This window comes from Allobosea sp. RIT-PG3_2 (assembly GCF_057321085.1).
On the sequence record NZ_JBXWCA010000003.1, the window covers coordinates 139,122 to 152,995 of the forward strand.

Consider the following 13,874-nt stretch of genomic DNA (forward strand, 5'->3'; position numbering starts at 1 on the left):
CGCGTCTTCCATGCCTGTAACGCGGCGCGCCCTGTTTCGGAGCCGCCAGCCATGGCTTATACGCATGTCGACCTTTTCCCGCTCGGCGAGGACACGACGCCCTATCGCAAACTCGGCAGCGAGGGCGTCAGCGTCGAAAGAATTGGCGACCGTGAGGTGCTGAGCGTCTCGCGCGAGGCGATCCGCCAGCTCTCCGAGCAGGCCTTCATCGACATCAACCATCTGCTGCGCCCGGGCCATCTCGCCCAGCTCCAGAAGATCCTCGACGACCCCGAGGCGACCTCGAACGACAAGTTCGTCGCCTACGATCTCCTCAAGAACGCGAACATCGCCGCCGGCGGCGTCCTTCCGATGTGCCAGGACACCGGCACGGCGATCATCATGGGCAAGAAGGGCCGCAAGGTCTGGACCGAGGGCGACGATGAGGAGGCGCTGGGGGAAGGTGTTTACGACGCCTATTTCAAGCGCAACCTGCGCTATTCCCAGGTCGCTCCGCTTTCGATGTTCGAGGAGAAGAACACGGCGACCAATCTGCCGGCGCAGATCGATATCTATGCCGAGGGTGAGGACGCCTATAAATTCCTCTTCGTCGCCAAGGGCGGCGGCTCGGCCAACAAGACCTTCCTCTTCCAGGCGACGCCCTCGCTCCTGACGAAGGAGCGGATGATCGCCTTCCTGAAGGAGAAGATCCTGACGCTCGGCACGGCGGCCTGCCCGCCCTACCACTTGGCCATCGTCATCGGCGGCACCTCGGCCGAGCAGAACCTCAAAACCGTCAAGCTCGCCTCGACCAAATATCTCGACGCGTTGCCGACTCAAGGGTCGCCCTCAGGCCATGCCTTCCGCGACCTCGAGATGGAGGAGGAGGTCCATAAGCTGACGCAGGCGCTCGGTGTCGGCGCGCAGTTCGGCGGCAAGTATTTCTGCCACGATGTCCGCGTCATCCGCCTGCCGCGCCACGGCGCCTCGCTGCCGATCGGATTGGGCGTTTCATGCTCGGCCGACCGCCAGGCCAAGGGCAAGATCACGAAGGACGGCATCTTCCTCGAGGCCTTGGAAACCGACCCGTCGAAGTACCTGCCGGAAGTCGACGAGGCCGGGCTCGGCGGCGATGTCGTCAAGGTCGATCTCAACCGGCCGATGAGCGAGATTCTCGCCACGCTCACGCAGTATCCCGTCAAGACGCGTCTCTCGCTGACGGGCACTATCATCGTCGCGCGCGACTCGGCGCATGCCAAGATTCGCGAGCGGCTGGAGACCGGGCAGGGCATGCCGGACTACCTGAAGAACCATCCGGTCTATTACGCGGGTCCGGCCAAGACGCCGGAGGGCTTCGCCTCCGGCTCCTTCGGCCCGACCACAGCCGGCCGCATGGATTCCTTCGTCGACCAGTTCCAGTCCTTCGGCGGCTCGATGGTGATGCTCGCAAAGGGCAACCGGTCAGCAGCGGTTCGGGAAGCCTGCAAGAAGCATGGCGGCTTCTATCTCGGCTCGATCGGCGGACCCGCCGCGCGCCTCGCGCAGGACTGCATCCGCAAGGTCGAGGTCCTCGAATACCCCGAGCTTGGCATGGAGGCGGTCTGGCGCATCGAGGTCGAGGACTTCCCGGCCTTCATCGTCATCGACGACAAGGGCAACGACTTCTTCAAGGAGCTGAACCTCGGATGAGGCTGTCGGTCATCCTCGCTTTTTTGGCATTGTCGGCCAGCTCCGCGCCGGCGCAACAGCCGCGCCCGGCCACTTGCTCGCGCGACATCTTCCAGAACGAGGCCGGCTTCCGCCAGCAGCAAACCCGGCTCGCGGCCGTGGCCGGCGCCGACCAGGCGACGCAGTGCCGGGCTTATCGCGAGCATGTCGCCTATCTCCAGAAGTCCCGCTCGGTCTTCGCCGCCTGCCAGGCCGGGGCCGAACGGGAGCGCAACGTCTCCGAGATGGACGGCGATCTGGTGAATTACCGCGCGCTCATCGCCAATCGCTGCGGCGGGCGGTAAGCACTTTCGTCCTGCCCGAACCGAAAGCGACCGCATGACCGACAAGCCGGAAGTACCGCTCCAGATCGCCGTCGTGCCGGTGACGCCGTTCCAGCAGAACTGCTCCATCGTCTGGGACACCCGGACGAAGCAGGCGGCGATCGTCGATCCCGGCGGCGACGTGCCGCGCCTGCGGGAAGCCCTGAAGGAACTGGGCGTCACCCCGGTCGCGATCTGGCTGACGCACGGCCATCTCGACCATGCGGGCGGCGCCACGGAATTGGCCGAGGCGCTCTCGCTGCCGATCATCGGTCCGCATGAGGGGGACAAGTTCCTGCTCGACGGCCTGCCGGAGCAGGGCCTGCGCTTCGACATACTGGACATGAAGGCGGTGAAGCCGACGCGCTGGCTGAAGGAGGGAGACGAAGTCTCGCTTGGCGATCAGACCTTCTCGGTCCAGCATGTTCCCGGTCATACGCCGGGCCATGTCACCTTCTTCCAGAACGATCTGCGCTTCCTGCTGGCGGGCGATACGGTCTTCGCCGGCTCCGTCGGCCGCACCGATTTTCCTTATGGCAGCCACGAGACGCTGATTTCGGGGATCAGGACGAAGCTCCTGCCGCTCGGCGACGACGTCCAGTTCCTGCCCGGCCATGGCCCGGCGAGCACGCTGGGCGAGGAGCGGCAGAACAATCCGTTCCTGCAGGGGTGAAAGACCGCGACGTCTAGCGCGCCCTTGTGGCGAACATGACGTCTTGAACACCTCTATCGACGAAGGAAGAGGTGGATAGTCGGGACCGGCTTGGCCGAGATGCAAGGCGGAAACGAAAAGACCCGCAGCGGATGTCCGCTACGGGCCTCGGAATGAACCAACGGCCATGTCCTGAACGGGTGCGCGTACATCCGGCGTCAAACGTTCGGCTCATGGCCGTCTTCAACGGTAATGGAGAGCGGTGGAACGCTCTCAACATTGCCGTGACCCTGAGATGGGGGCGGGCATCGCCGATTACAAGCCCCGGCTCAAACGGATGGCCGCCACTCGTAGAGAATGTCCGGTTCGCCCTCTTCGTTGCGCGCTCCGTCGTTGAGGTCGACGATGCGGAAGCCGTGGCGCTCGTAGAAGGCGCGGGCGGCCTGGTTTCGCTGGAAGGTGAACAGGCAGAGCCGCGCCGGGTTGCGCTCCCTGGCTTTGTCGAGCAGGAGCGAGCCGAGACCGCAGCGGAAATGCCCCGGCAGCAGGTAGAGCTGATCGAGTTCCTCGCCGTTCACGGTCATGAAGCCGAGGATGCGACCGGCTTCGCGCGCGACCCAGGTCTCGCCGCTGGCGAGCATCACGGTCCCGATCCAGTCGCGCACCTCGGCGTCGCTATGGCAGCGGCGCAGATAGGGCAGGGCCTCGGCCCGTGAGGCCAGATAGAGCGCGGCGATCTCCCCGGCATCCCGGGGAGTCGCGCGTTCGATCGCGATGGAGGTTGTCTCGCTCATCCGGGCTGATCGGGCCAAGCGGCTCAGGCGTCGAAAACGCCCTTCAGGAAATCCTGTTTGCCGATCTGGAAGCCATTCTGGCGCAGGATGTCGTAAGCCGTGGTTGCGTGGAAATAGAAGTTCGGGATGGCGAAGCGGGTCAGGTAGGCCTCGCCCGTCATCGTCACGGTCGCCGAAGGGCCACGCGGGAAGGTGACCTCGCGGGCAAGCCCGGCATCGAGCGTGGCGCCATCGGCCGCCGCGACGAAGGCGAGCGTCTTGGCGATGCGCTCCTTCAGCTCCGGGAAGCTCTTCTCCTCGTCGGGGAAGCGCGGATTCTCGCCGCCGGAGAGCCGCGCCACGGCATTCTTGGCGAAGTCGCAGCAGAGCTGGATCTGGCGGGTGAAGGCCAGCATGTCCGGGGCGAGCCGAGCGCTCAGCAGCACTTCCGGCTGGATCTTGCGGGTATCGGCCTGCTCGACGGCCTTGTCGAGAATGGCGTCGAGCGCGTGAAGCGTCTGCACGAAGCCGGAAAGGGCGGCGGCCTGGACTGTGAGCGGCATGGATATCCCCGGAAACGACAACGGGCCCGGAAAGGGCCCGCTGCGTGAATCTATAGAGGAGATTTTTCCGCGGCGCTCTGCGCTGACAGGTCAGTCCTTCGCGCGCTCGACATAGGAGCCGTCGGTCGTCATCACGACGATGCGGGTGCCGACGCCGACATGCGGGGGCACGGCGCTGCGTACGCCGTTCGACAGGATCGCCGGCTTGTAGGAGGAGGAGGCCGTCTGGCCCTTGGTCACCGGCTCGGTCTCGACGACTTCGAGGGTCACGCGCTGCGGCAGCTCGATCGCGACGGCCTTGTCCTCGAATACCGAGAGCGAGACCTTCATGTTCTCCTGGAGATACGGAGCCATGTCGCCGACGACGTCCTTGTCGACATGGATCTGGTCGAAGGTCTCGGGGTTCATGAAGACGTATTGTTCGCCATCCTGGTAGAGATAGGTGAAGTCGCGATCCTCGACATAGGCGCGCTCGACCTGCTCGGTCGTCTTGTAGCGCTGCGTCATCTTCACGCCGTCGGCGATGCGGCGCATGTCGATCTGCGTCGTCGGGGTGCCCTTGCCTGGGAAGAAGCTCTCGGCCGAAATGACGGTGCAGAGATGCCCGTCGAGTTCGAGGACGTTGCCCTTGCGGACGGAAGAGGCGATGACCTTGACCACGTGAATGTCCTTCTGGTGCGCGGCGCGCCCGCGCGCTATGCGAAATCTCGTCGCCGCGCACCTACCGCATTCGCGTGCGAAACGAAAGCTTTCCGACGCAATCCACGCGAGATTCGATGAGTTCCTCCCCCTCGCCATTCTGGCGGCCCGACATTCACGCTGACCGCCGCCCGGCGCTTCTGGCGCGCGGGCGGATCAAGGCGGCGCTCAGGCGCTGGTTCGAAGGTGATGACTTCACCGAAGTGGAGGCGGCGATCCTGCAGCTCTCGCCCGGCAACGAGACGCATCTGCACGGTTTCGCCACGACGCTGATCGACAACGCCGCCGAGGCGCATCCCTACTACCTGCACACCTCGCCGGAATTCGCCGCCAAGAAGCTGCTCGCGGCCGGCGAGACGCGCATCTTCGATTTCGCCCGCGTCTTCCGCAACCGCGAGCGTACGGCGCTGCATCATCCCGAATTCACCATGCTGGAGTGGTATCGCGCCGGCGAAGATTACGAGGTGCTGATGCGGGACTGCGCAGCGCTCATGGCCGAAGCAGCGCGCGCTGCGGGTGCTACCACGCTGCGCTGGCGCGGCGTCGAGGCCGATCCCTTCGCCGAGCCTGAACGCCTCACCCTGCAGGAGGCCTTCATCCGCCATGCCGGTATCGACCTGCTGCGCACGGTCACGGCCGATCACGACGTTGACCGCGGCGGGCTCGCCGCCGATGCGATCGAGGCCGGCATCCGGGTCGCTCCGGACGACAGCTGGTCGGACATCTTCAGCCGCATCCTCTCAGAGCGCGTCGAGCCGCATCTCGGCCGCGGCCGTGCCACGATCCTCTGCGAATACCCGATCAGCGAGGCCGCGCTGGCTCGCCCGAAGCCCGGCGATCCGCGCGTGGCCGAGCGTTTCGAGCTCTATGCCTGCGGCGTCGAGCTCGCCAATGCCTTCGGAGAATTGACCGATCCGGCCGAGCAGCGCCACCGGTTCGAGGCCGATATGGACGAGAAGGAGCGCATCTATGGCGAGCGCTATCCGATCGATGCCGATTTCCTCGCGGCACTCGCGCAGATGCCGGCAGCATCGGGCATCGCGCTCGGCTTCGACCGGCTCGTGATGCTTTGCGTTGACGCTCGCCGGATCGAGGACGTGCTCTGGACGCCGGTCGCGGAACCGGGCAGGGGAGGGGCATGACCGTTCACCAGCCTCCCGGCGGGCAGCCGCTGCGCAGCATCGACGCGCTCGTCGAAGCCGGGCTCGCCGCGCCCGAGCGGCGCGAGGCCCTGCAGGCGGTGGCGGAGCGCTATGCCGTCTCGGTGACGCCCGCCATCGCCGCGCTGATCGATCCGGCCGACGCTGCCGATCCGATCGCGCGCCAGTTCATTCCGAGCGCGGCCGAGCTCCTCACCTTGCCGCAGGAACTGGCCGATCCAATCGGCGACGACGCTCATTCCCCGGTCGAAGGGGTGGTCCACCGCTATCCGGACCGGGCGCTGCTCAAGCTCGTTCATGCCTGCCCGGTCTATTGCCGCTTCTGCTTCCGGCGCGAGATGGTCGGCCCCGGCGGCGATGCGCTGACCGGTGCCAAACTCGACGCAGCGCTCGCCTATCTCGCCTCCCGGCCCGAGATCTGGGAGGTGATCATGACCGGCGGCGATCCCTTCATCCTCTCCGCCCGCCGTATCCGCGAGGTGGCGAAACGCCTCGCAGCCATTCCGCATATCAAGGTCGCGCGCTGGCACACTCGCGTGCCCGTGGTCGATCCCGGCCGGATCACGCCGGACTACGCCAAGGCGCTGCGCATCCCCGGCAAAGCCAGCTACATCGCCATCCACGCCAACCACCCGCGCGAATTCACGGATGACGCGCGCAAGGCCATAGCGACGCTCACCGACGCCGGCCATGTGCTGCTGAGTCAGTCCGTGCTGCTCAAGGGCGTCAATGCCGATGTCGAGACGCTCTCGGCCCTGATGCGCGCCTTCGTCGAGAACCGTATCAAGCCCTATTACCTGCATCACCCCGATCTGGCGCCGGGCACCTCGCATTTCCGGCTCACGCTGGAGGAGGGGCAGGCCCTCGTCAAAAGCTTGCGCGGGCATCTTTCCGGGCTGTGCCAGCCGACCTATATCCTCGACATTCCCGGCGGCGCCGGCAAGATTCCGGTCGGCCCATCCTTCCTCTCCGGCTGCGAGACGCCCGGCGCGGAGGCGGTCGCAGAAGACCGGCATGGCGGGCAGCATCGCTATCCGCCGGCCTGATACGAAGGATATCGATATGCAGGACAAGCTGCCGCTCGCGATCGTCTCGGACATCGCCTGCCCCTGGTGCTTCATCGGCAAGGCCCGGCTCGAGACGGCGCTCGACCGCCATGGCCTGACCGAGCGCTTCGCCATCACCTGGCTGCCCTATGAGCTCAACCCGGAGATGCCCGAAGAGGGCATGGACCGCACGCAATATCTCGAAGGCAAGTTCGGCCCCGGCAAGCGCAGGGAGATCGAGGTCCGTCTGTCGGAGGCGGCGCTCGAGAGCGGCGTCACCTTCAACTGGGCGAAGGTGACGAAGAGCGTCAACACCCGCATGGCCCATATGCTGGTCGCGGCGGCCTCGACCGTGCAGCGCGGCGGCGAGATGACCGCGGCGCTGTTCAAGGCCTATTGGCAGGACGGGCGCGATATCGGCGACGTCGAGACGCTGGTCCAGATCGCGGTCGAGCAGGGCTTCGACGAGCAGGCCGCCCGCGACGAACTCGCCAATGGCGAGCTGCGCGAGACGGTGATCGGGCTGGAGGATCACGCCCGCAAGGTCGGCGTCACCGGCGTGCCCTTCTTCATCGTCGACGGCAAGCTCGCCGTTTCCGGTGCGCAGCCGCCTGAGGTCTGGGCGCAGGTCTTCCAGCAGGTTCTGGCTGCGCAGCAGCCTGAGCAGGTGCCGCAGTTCTGAACCCGCCCGGGCTTGTCAGGCGCCGATCAGCCCGATGAAGGCGGGCGCTCCGAGCGCGACGCCGGACAGGAACAGCAGCGCGAAGACCACGCGCTTGAGCGCAAGTTGCGAGATCGCCGGCGGATAGCGGCGCGCCAGATGGGTCGCGCCCATCACGACGGGCACGGCCAGCAGGCCTGACAGCGTCGAGGCCGACGGAACCTGGCCGGAGATCGCGACCAGCCCGGTGCGGACCAGGGCGTTGAGCGCGAATACCGTCACCAGCGTTTCCCGCACCACGACGAGCGGCATCGGCTGGCGGTAGAAGTGGTAGACCAGCGGCGGACCGGCTGTCGAGAACAGCCCGCCCATCAGCCCGGCGATGCCGCCGAAGAACAGGAAGCTCGGCGGGGCCGACTGCTGGTGCAGCGGTTCCGGTCTGCGCGCCAGCTGCAGGCTCGACACGATGATGACCAGGCCCAGCACCAGCCGCAGCAGATCGGCCCGGCTGTCGGCGAGCCAGCCCAGCAGCTCGTAGCCGATGAACAGGCCCGGCAGGCTCGTGACCATCACCAGCCCGAATTCCCGCCAGGCGACATCGCGCCAGCCCTTGAGCAGCATCTGCGTCGCATTTACCAGGGTCAGCAGGCTGACGAGCATCGCGGCATCGGGCAGGGAGAGGAGCCCGGACAGCCCCACGCCGCCCATGGTGATCAGGCCGAAGGCGAAGCCTGTCAGCGTCTGGGCATAGGCAGCGATACCGGTCAGCAGCAGAAAGCCGATCAGCGCGGTCCAGGACATCGTCGGCTGTCTCCAGGAACGGAGTGCGAGGCCTAGAGCATTGGCGCGCCGGCCGTAATTCGCTTTCCGGCAGGGCCGATGTGCGTTGCGCGGATCACTGTTGACTTGTCATCGGGTATCGCCGTGCCGTTGCGCCCGGGCAACGCCCATCGCCATTCGACCCGTCGCGAATGCGGCTAAAGGTTGACTTGCACGGGGAGGGGCAGGCAACATCGGCCTGCTCGCGATCAATCTACAGCAGGAGCGGCGAAGATGCTGTCGATCCCGAACCGCGCAGCCGTGTGCTTTTTCGGCGTTGCGCTTTCCGGTTGCATGCAGTCGATGCCGACTGCTGAGACGATCACCCGGCCGACCATGGAAGCCTTTACCCGGCTGAGTTCATGGACGCCCTGGCGCTCGTCCCCCGAACAACCTCCGCCGGTGGTCATCACCGCGCAGGACCCGCTTCCGGCGGTCGAGCCTGTGGAGCAGCAGGCGGCAGCCCCGGAGCTGCGGAAGCCGCCAAAGCCGAAACCTGCCGTCCCTGTGCCGCAATTGGCGTCATCGCGCGCTCGTCCGGTGACGCCCGCGCCCGCAATCGTCCCTGCTGCCGTGGTGATCCCGGCTGCGGCGGCCGCTCCGGTGGTGTCGCCGCCGACGGCGTCGCCGCTTCTGCCGGCTAGGGTCAACTGCCAGACCGCGAGCCAGCCGGGCGAACGCGTTCGGATGGAGTGCACGCCGGTCGAATGACGAACCGGCAGGCGCCGCAGAGATGCGGCGAGCATCCGTGCGTCCTTGCTTCGGCGTGCTGGCCGAGCGTCAATCTTCCCGGTCGGCGATATAAAAGCCGATCGCTGAAGCGCACGCCAACATCATGCTGATTTCAAGAATGCCCATCGCCGCCTCCTGTGTCTCTGGTCGATAACGGCAAAAACCTGCCCAGGTTCCGCCACGCCATCGCCAAAGTTCGAGCCCTGCCCGAGGGGGCATTCTCAGCGCTGGGAATTCATTTTGTGGGGAACAACCCGCTGCGGTCCGGGCTTCCTAGGACATGCCCATTCGCAAGAAACCACCGCTGGATTTTTGGCTTTGGCTCGCGGTTATCGGCCTCGTCGTGATCGTCGGAGCGGTCTCGGTGCAGTTTCCGGCACATATCGCGCAGCCGGTCCCGTCTGCCGCGGGCCAGGGAAAAGGGCGATAGGCCGGGAAGCTCGTCGGGAGCAGCGCTTTTCGCATCGCCAGGTGGTTTGGCGGCGCTGTTCGAGTGCGTACCGTCTCCACGCATGAAAATGCCCCGCCGGCATGCGCTGGCGGGGCAATGTCTTATCGGCGAGCCCTCATGGAGATTTCTCTCCGCGAGGGCTGTCCGAGAGTTAGCTGCGATACCAGGCAGCAAGATTCCAGGTATCGACGTCCCAGCCGCTGTGGTCATGCGAGAGGGTGTTCGCCGCAGCGACGACCTTCTTCCGCGACAGCACCGGTAGGATGACGTTGGCTTCGCAGAAGATCTCGTTGACCTTGATCAGCAGCTCAGCGCGCTTGGCCGGGTCGAGCTCCTTCTGCGCGGCCTTGTAGGCCTCGTCGGCAGCCGGATCGGTGTAGCGCGAGACGTTGCGGCCCAGCCACTTGTTCTCCTTGTTGGCGACTTCCCAGGAAACGAACTGGTTGAGGAAGCGCTCCGGATCGGGCTGGGGCTGGGTCGTCGTGTACATCTCCATGTCGACATAGAGCTTGGTGTAGGTGTCGGGGTTGGCGACATCCGACGAGAAGAACACCGAAGCGGTGACCGACTTGAGCTCGATATCGATGCCGGCGCGCTGGCAGGCCTGCTTGATGATGGCCTGGACCTTCTGGCGCGGGGCGTTGATCGAGGTCTGGTAGACGTATTTGAGCTTCTTGCCGTCCTTTTCGCGGATGCCGTCGGCGCCCTTCTTCCAGCCGGCGTCGTCGAGGATCTTGTTGGCCTTGTCGATGCTGAACTCGTATTTCAGCTTCTGCGACTTGAACTGCTTGGGCTCGTTGACGAAGCTCGCCGTCGCGGTGCCGGCCCGGCCATAGATGAACTTCTGGATCGAGTCGCGGTCGATCAGCAGGTTGATCGCCTGGCGAACGGCCGGATCGGACAGCGTCGGGTGCTTGGTCTTGATGCTCGAGCGCTCGCCGTCGACTTCCGTCCACGGATCGGTCGTGTTCAGGGTGATGAATTCGATGTCGCCGGCAGGGGCTGCGCTGATCTTGCCGCGGCCGCCGGTCTCCATGCGCTTGAGGACCTCGTCTTCGACCAGCGTATCCCAGGCATAGTCGTATTCGCCGGTCTGCAGCACGGCGCGCGCCGCCGAGACTGCGTCGCCGCCGCCCTTGATCTCGAACGTGTCGAAATGCGGCTGGTTCTTGACGTGGTAGTCTTCGTTGCGCGTACCCGTGAGGATGTCGCCCGGCTTGAAGTCGGCGAACTTGTAGGGGCCGGTGCCGACGGGCTTCAGGTTGGCCGGAGCCTCGCGCGACTTTGCGCCCTTGTACTCGCCGAAATGATGCTTCGGGATGATCATGCCGGCGACGCCGACGAAGGGATCGGCCCAGAAGGGCGTCGGCTTGGCGAAGATCACCTTGACGGTGAGATCGTCGACCTTCTCGACCTTGATGTCCTTGTAGGCACCGGAGGTGTAGGCGGCGGTCGCCGGATCGGCGGCGTATTCCCAGGTGAAGACCACGTCGTCGGCGGTGAAGGGCTTGCCGTCATGCCACTTCACGCCCGGCTTCAGCTTCCAGATGACGGTGGTGCCGTCGTCCGAGAGACCGCCATTGGCCTTGCTGGGAACCTCTGCGGCGAGCTGCGGCACGAGGTTGCCTTCCTTGTCCCAGCCGGCCAGCGGCTCGAAGAAGACGCGCGAGGCGATCTGGTCCTTGGTGCCCGAGGCGAAATGCGGGTTGAGCAGCGTCGGCGCCTGCCAGAGCAGCATCTTCAGCGGCCCGCCGCCGCCGGCCTTGGTCGGCTTGTATTCGAGCGTGGCGTTCGCCATCGCGACATCGTTCCAGGCCAGGATCTGGCTCGCGATCGGGGCCGTGATGCCCAATGCCGCCATCCTCTGGATGAAAGAGCGTCGCGACAGGCGCCCGCCCTTCAGATTATCGACCATTCCCTGAATATACTGACTGCTCATAACAGACCTTCGCATTGCGTCGGCTAAATATCGATCAAGAAATAGATCAGTATCAGCCTTGTTTTTACTCGGTCCAAGGCAAGTTAACGCCTTGGTGGCGACTCACCTCGTACGAGCCGCGACCTTAAGCCCATCTTAAGGCGGTTGAGGAGAATGGTAGGGTTGCTCGCTGCGCATGGCGGACACCCACTTTCCATAGATGTCATTGCTCACAAGTCGCGAGACTTTAGCTTCTGCCTGCAGGCCAGCAGGTGGACGAGGGCCATGCCTGGGATAGCGCGGGCTCCTCTTGCCCGGCACGTTGGCGGAGGGCCGGTCAGCCCTCCGCTCTTGTCATCTGAGCCTAGCTCCAGAAGCCTTGTTGATAGGCGCGAGGCGAGAACTCCTTGTCGTCCGCCTGTTCCTCGCGATCGTCCCGATGCTCGCTCTTCTTCTCGCCAGCGCAGTCGGAATCGTGCCGTTCCAGCATCAAATCTCTCCTTTCAAGTTGTGAGGGAGGGTGCCTTGGGCGGGGGGAATATGGAGATTTATGCTGCAGTGCACAAGGTGCGGGCGGCATGGACGGGTTGCCAGTAACGTTGGAACAATCCAGCTATGGCTAAGTTGGTGCGGTTCGCCGCAACGCGGCCTTGAAGATTGGATGTGAGATGAATCGTAAGACGTTTTTCGCGAGCTTGGTCGGTGCGTTGGCGATCGCCGGTGCTGCAATTGCCTCGCCCACGACCGCCGATGCCCAAGCCTTGCCCGCGAACATGGCCGCCGGTCTCGATCAGCAGCCTGTCGAGTACAGCATGACCGCCGCCAAGGAGCGCCGGCTCATGATGATGCAGGAAACCGCGCGCCAGCAGCGGTACGGTCGCGGTGGATACGGACATGGGCGTGGCTACGGTCCGCGGCCCGGCTATGGTTATGGTCCCCGTCCGGGCTATGGTCCGCGTCCGGGTTATGGGCCGCGCCCTGGCTATGGCTATCGTCGTAGCTACGAGCGCTGGTGATCTCGTAGAGACACTGCCGCTGCCGGGATACGCTTGATCCCCTCCAGCTCTTAGCGCGTTCATGCTGCATCATCTGTCTCTCGGGGTTTCCGACATCGAGCGTGCTGCTGCGTTCTATGACGCGGCCCTGGCGCCGCTGGGGTATGTCAGGGTCTGGTCCGATCTTCGCCCTGGCGAGGCCGGGCAGGCTGTGGGCTACGGCTCGCATGGCGGAGGCGACAAGCTCGCTTTGAAGCACCGCCCCGGCGATCAGAAGCCGCCGGGTCCGGGTTTCCATCTGGCCTTCGCGGCACCCGATCAGGAAAGCGTCGCTGCGTTTCACGCTGCGGCGCTCGGGCAAGGGGGCACGGATAACGGTGCGCCCGGCCTGAGACCGCATTACGGGCCGCATTATTACGCGGCTTTCGTCGTCGACCTGGACGGCCATCATCTCGAGGCTGTTTTCAACGCACCCGCGTGACGCGGCGTAGCCGGACGTCTGGCCGCAACTGCCCGCGCAGTTCCGATTGATCTCCACCCTTCCGGGCCGCTGTCCCTTCGGGCCGCCTCGTGCCCGCGGAGCGGTGTGCCGCGTGGCGCGCGAGGCTCGGCGCCTGCCGCGGGACGCCTTGCATCCCGCTTCGAATCATGCGCCTTCCCTCGAAACTCAGGGAGCCGGTTGATGATGCAGAAGATCAACGATGTCCGCGACCGCCTGATCGTCGCTCTCGACGTGCCGACCGTCTGGGACGCCTACCGCCTCGTCTCGACGCTTGGCGACGGCGTCACCTTCTACAAGATCGGCTATCGCCTTGCCTTCGCCGGCGGGCTTGATCTCGCGCGCCAGCTGGTCGCCGAAGGCAAGAACGTCTTCCTCGATCTCAAGCTGCACGACATCGGTAATACGGTGACCGAAGGCGTCGACTCGCTGACCAAGCTCGGCGTCACCTTCCTGACCGTCCATGCCTATCCGCAGACCATGCGCGGCGCCGTCGAGGGACGCGGCGATGCCGAATTGAAGCTGCTCGCGGTCACCGCGCTGACCTCATATGACGATAGCGACCTGCGGGATGCCGGCTACGGGCTCGCGGTGCGCGATCTCGTGCGCCTGCGGGCCGAGCAGGCGCGCACGGCCGGCATCGACGGCATCGTCTGCTCGGCCGCCGAGACGGCGATCGTGCGCGAGGTCATCGGGCCCGACATGGTCATCGTCACGCCCGGCATCCGCCCCTCCGGCAGCGCCGTCGGCGACCAGAAGCGCACCCTGACCCCGGCCGAGGCGATCCGCGTCGGCGCCGATCATCTCGTCGTCGGGCGTCCCATCATCCGCGCGGCAGACCCGCGTGCGGCGGCGGGCGCGGTCATGGACGAGATCGTCGCGGCTTCGTAAGCTCCG

The 13,874-nt window shown here is 65.4% G+C and carries 16 protein-coding genes; 9 read left to right on the forward strand and 7 right to left on the reverse strand.

Annotated elements, in window-relative coordinates:
* Window positions 1–51: 51 nt before the first annotated feature.
* The 3 genes from AC2FAN_RS10990 to AC2FAN_RS11000 are packed head-to-tail and all read left to right on the forward strand — an operon-like array spanning window position 52 to window position 2,682.
* Complete coding sequence (locus tag AC2FAN_RS10990) at window positions 52–1,668, forward strand: fumarate hydratase (RefSeq protein ID WP_476804587.1); 1,617 nt, start codon at window positions 52–54, stop codon at window positions 1,666–1,668.
* On the forward strand, window positions 1,665–1,991 hold the full coding sequence (locus AC2FAN_RS10995; protein WP_485173922.1) for a hypothetical protein: 327 nt from the start codon (window positions 1,665–1,667) through the stop codon (window positions 1,989–1,991). The genes AC2FAN_RS10990 and AC2FAN_RS10995 overlap by 4 nt, the downstream gene beginning before the upstream one ends.
* Window positions 1,992–2,025: 34 nt before the next feature.
* The gene (locus tag AC2FAN_RS11000; RefSeq protein ID WP_265051958.1) at window positions 2,026–2,682 is read left to right on the forward strand and encodes an MBL fold metallo-hydrolase; all 657 of its coding nucleotides are present in this window, start codon (window positions 2,026–2,028) and stop codon (window positions 2,680–2,682) included.
* A 308-nt stretch (window positions 2,683–2,990) separates the two neighbouring features.
* Here AC2FAN_RS11000 and AC2FAN_RS11005 read toward each other — a convergent pair whose 3' ends face one another.
* The 3 genes from AC2FAN_RS11005 to efp form a co-directional block, all read right to left on the reverse strand.
* Entirely contained in the window at window positions 2,991–3,455 is a 465-nt protein-coding gene (locus AC2FAN_RS11005) for a GNAT family N-acetyltransferase (RefSeq protein ID WP_485173924.1), read from the reverse strand.
* Window positions 3,456–3,478: 23 nt separating this feature from the next.
* Window positions 3,479–3,997, reverse strand: coding sequence for a DUF1993 domain-containing protein (locus tag AC2FAN_RS11010; protein WP_265051960.1), 519 nt, complete (start codon window positions 3,995–3,997; stop codon window positions 3,479–3,481).
* 90 nt (window positions 3,998–4,087) lie between these two features.
* Window positions 4,088–4,657: an elongation factor P gene (gene efp, locus AC2FAN_RS11015; RefSeq protein WP_265051961.1), complete on the reverse strand. Its 570-nt coding sequence runs from the start codon at window positions 4,655–4,657 to the stop codon at window positions 4,088–4,090.
* Between the two features lie 116 nt (window positions 4,658–4,773).
* Between efp and epmA the strand changes: the two genes are divergently transcribed.
* Genes epmA through AC2FAN_RS11030 form a run of 3 tightly spaced genes read left to right on the forward strand, consistent with a single transcriptional unit; the run spans window position 4,774 to window position 7,584 of the window.
* Window positions 4,774–5,838: an EF-P lysine aminoacylase EpmA gene (gene epmA, locus AC2FAN_RS11020; RefSeq protein ID WP_485173926.1), complete on the forward strand. Its 1,065-nt coding sequence runs from the start codon at window positions 4,774–4,776 to the stop codon at window positions 5,836–5,838.
* Entirely contained in the window at window positions 5,835–6,902 is a 1,068-nt protein-coding gene (locus AC2FAN_RS11025) for a lysine-2,3-aminomutase-like protein (protein ID WP_485173928.1), read from the forward strand. Before epmA ends, AC2FAN_RS11025 begins: the two co-directional genes overlap by 4 nt.
* Window positions 6,871–7,584 carry a DsbA family oxidoreductase gene (locus AC2FAN_RS11030; protein ID WP_485174020.1) on the forward strand — a complete coding sequence of 238 codons (714 nt, stop codon included), beginning with the start codon at window positions 6,871–6,873 and terminating at the stop codon, window positions 7,582–7,584. Before AC2FAN_RS11025 ends, AC2FAN_RS11030 begins: the two co-directional genes overlap by 32 nt.
* Before the next feature lie 15 nt (window positions 7,585–7,599).
* On the opposite strand, the gene AC2FAN_RS11035 is transcribed toward AC2FAN_RS11030, so the two are convergent.
* From AC2FAN_RS11035 to AC2FAN_RS11050, 4 genes are all read right to left on the reverse strand, one after another.
* Window positions 7,600–8,364 carry a TSUP family transporter gene (locus AC2FAN_RS11035; protein WP_485174022.1) on the reverse strand — a complete coding sequence of 255 codons (765 nt, stop codon included), beginning with the start codon at window positions 8,362–8,364 and terminating at the stop codon, window positions 7,600–7,602.
* Between the two features lie 227 nt (window positions 8,365–8,591).
* Window positions 8,592–9,128, reverse strand: a complete 537-nt coding sequence (locus AC2FAN_RS11040) for a hypothetical protein (RefSeq protein ID WP_476804594.1) — start codon at window positions 9,126–9,128, stop codon at window positions 8,592–8,594.
* A gap of 588 nt (window positions 9,129–9,716) precedes the next feature.
* Complete coding sequence (locus AC2FAN_RS11045) at window positions 9,717–11,504, reverse strand: peptide ABC transporter substrate-binding protein (protein WP_485174025.1); 1,788 nt, start codon at window positions 11,502–11,504, stop codon at window positions 9,717–9,719.
* Window positions 11,505–11,847: 343 nt separating this feature from the next.
* Window positions 11,848–11,973 (reverse strand): hypothetical protein, encoded by a 126-nt coding sequence (locus tag AC2FAN_RS11050; protein WP_265051968.1) that lies wholly within the window; start codon window positions 11,971–11,973, stop codon window positions 11,848–11,850.
* A gap of 178 nt (window positions 11,974–12,151) precedes the next feature.
* Between AC2FAN_RS11050 and AC2FAN_RS11055 the strand changes: the two genes are divergently transcribed.
* The 3 genes from AC2FAN_RS11055 to pyrF all read left to right on the forward strand — a co-directional run bounded on the left by AC2FAN_RS11055 (window position 12,152) and on the right by pyrF (window position 13,868).
* Window positions 12,152–12,499 (forward strand): hypothetical protein, encoded by a 348-nt coding sequence (locus tag AC2FAN_RS11055; RefSeq protein WP_476804596.1) that lies wholly within the window; start codon window positions 12,152–12,154, stop codon window positions 12,497–12,499.
* A 61-nt stretch (window positions 12,500–12,560) separates the two neighbouring features.
* Entirely contained in the window at window positions 12,561–12,959 is a 399-nt protein-coding gene (locus AC2FAN_RS11060; protein WP_485174027.1) for a VOC family protein, read from the forward strand.
* A 201-nt stretch (window positions 12,960–13,160) separates the two neighbouring features.
* Window positions 13,161–13,868 carry an orotidine-5'-phosphate decarboxylase gene (gene pyrF, locus AC2FAN_RS11065; protein WP_476804598.1) on the forward strand — a complete coding sequence of 236 codons (708 nt, stop codon included), beginning with the start codon at window positions 13,161–13,163 and terminating at the stop codon, window positions 13,866–13,868.
* Window positions 13,869–13,874: the final 6 nt, after the last annotated feature.